The sequence below is a fragment of the Rhizobium sp. RAF56 genome, from assembly GCF_052113965.1.
In the GTDB taxonomy this organism is placed as follows: Bacteria; Pseudomonadota; Alphaproteobacteria; order Rhizobiales; family Rhizobiaceae; genus Rhizobium.
Genome location: NZ_JBFRDU010000107.1, coordinates 1 through 1,276, shown reverse-complemented (window position 1 = coordinate 1,276; position 1,276 = coordinate 1). Strand labels below are relative to the sequence as shown.

Genomic DNA, 1,276 nt, shown 5'->3' with positions numbered 1-1,276 from the left:
GCCACTGCTGTCCGGTTTAAATTCAGGTCCATTTGAGCACCATCTGTCTGGTGTCGCCTGGCGGGTCTGGCGGAGGCTTGAGGAGGAGGTCGGTGCGGCGGCGGTGCATGAGGTTTGCGCGCACCAGGCGGGCGAAAGCGAGTGGGCTGTGGACGAGCTTCTGATCGGCCTGCGCCATGCGTAGCAGCAGGAAGGCGATGAGGGCGGCGGCGATCTGGATGCGGACGGCATTCTCGGACGTGCCGAGGAAATGCCGGATCTTCAACGTCTGCTTGACCCATCGGAAGAACAGTTCGATCGCCCAGCGGCGCTTGTAGAGATCGGCGATCTCCTGCGCCGGCGCATCGAGGTCGTTGGTGAGCAGCCTCAACACCTTTCCTGCATCCGTTCTGACGGTAATCTCGCGCACCGGATCGCTGAACGGGTTCCTGCGGTTTTTGGCCTGGCGCGCCGGCAGAAGGCCTATGCGGTCTGACAGRATGGGGCCGGCTTGCGTCACCGCCTGCTCGCGTGTCACGGTCAGCGGCGTATGCGACTTGAACCGCGTCACGATCCGGCATCCGGCCTCGTCGATCTTGGCCCACCAGCCAAAGTCGTAATAGCCGAGATCGAAGACATAGGTGGCGCCGGCTTCGATCGGCATCGCCTTGGCAGCGGTGATATCGTTGATATTGGCGGGTGTGACGGCCGCATAGATCGGCCGCTCACCTTCTGCATCGTAGATGACATGGACTTTGGCGCCGCAGGCCTGATGAGAAAACCGCGCCCATTGCGATCCGGCCCCGGACAGGCGCACCCCTGTCGCATCGATCAGATAGGTCGCCTCGCCCATCGCCCGGCGCAGGCCGCGTCCGGCCCTTGCCACCAGTTCGGCAAAGAGGCCGGCAAACACCGCGCTCGAGCGCTTCGCATTGGCATCGGCAAGCGTCGAGCGCGAGGCTGGCCGGGCACCGAGATGGTAAAGGCGCGTTGCGTGGCTTTCCAGACCGCCGGCGATCTCGCGCAAACTGACCGCGCCGGCCAGCTGTCCGTATAGAAGGGCAATCAGCTGGGTCTTCGTCGACAACCGCCGAACATGCTTGTCGGCGCCGTGCTCCTCCACAAGCCTGTCAAAGACAGCCCATGGAACGCGCTTCAAAACATCATGAAAGACGCTATTGTTGTGCCGCACGGGGTTGATCCTCCTTCGTGTCCGAGATCGTCGCCAAACGCTCGAACACGAGTAGAATCAACACCGTGCACCATGTCTACACAAATTAAACCGGACAGCAGTGGC

1 protein-coding gene is annotated in these 1,276 nt (G+C 62.4%); it reads right to left on the bottom strand.

Annotation, left to right across the window (positions count from 1 at the left end; translation table 11 throughout):
- Positions 1-22 precede the first annotated feature (22 nt).
- Positions 23-1,171, bottom strand: coding sequence for an IS4 family transposase (locus tag AB4048_RS28770; RefSeq protein ID WP_442205346.1), 1,149 nt, complete (start codon positions 1,169-1,171; stop codon positions 23-25).
- Positions 1,172-1,276: the final 105 nt, after the last annotated feature.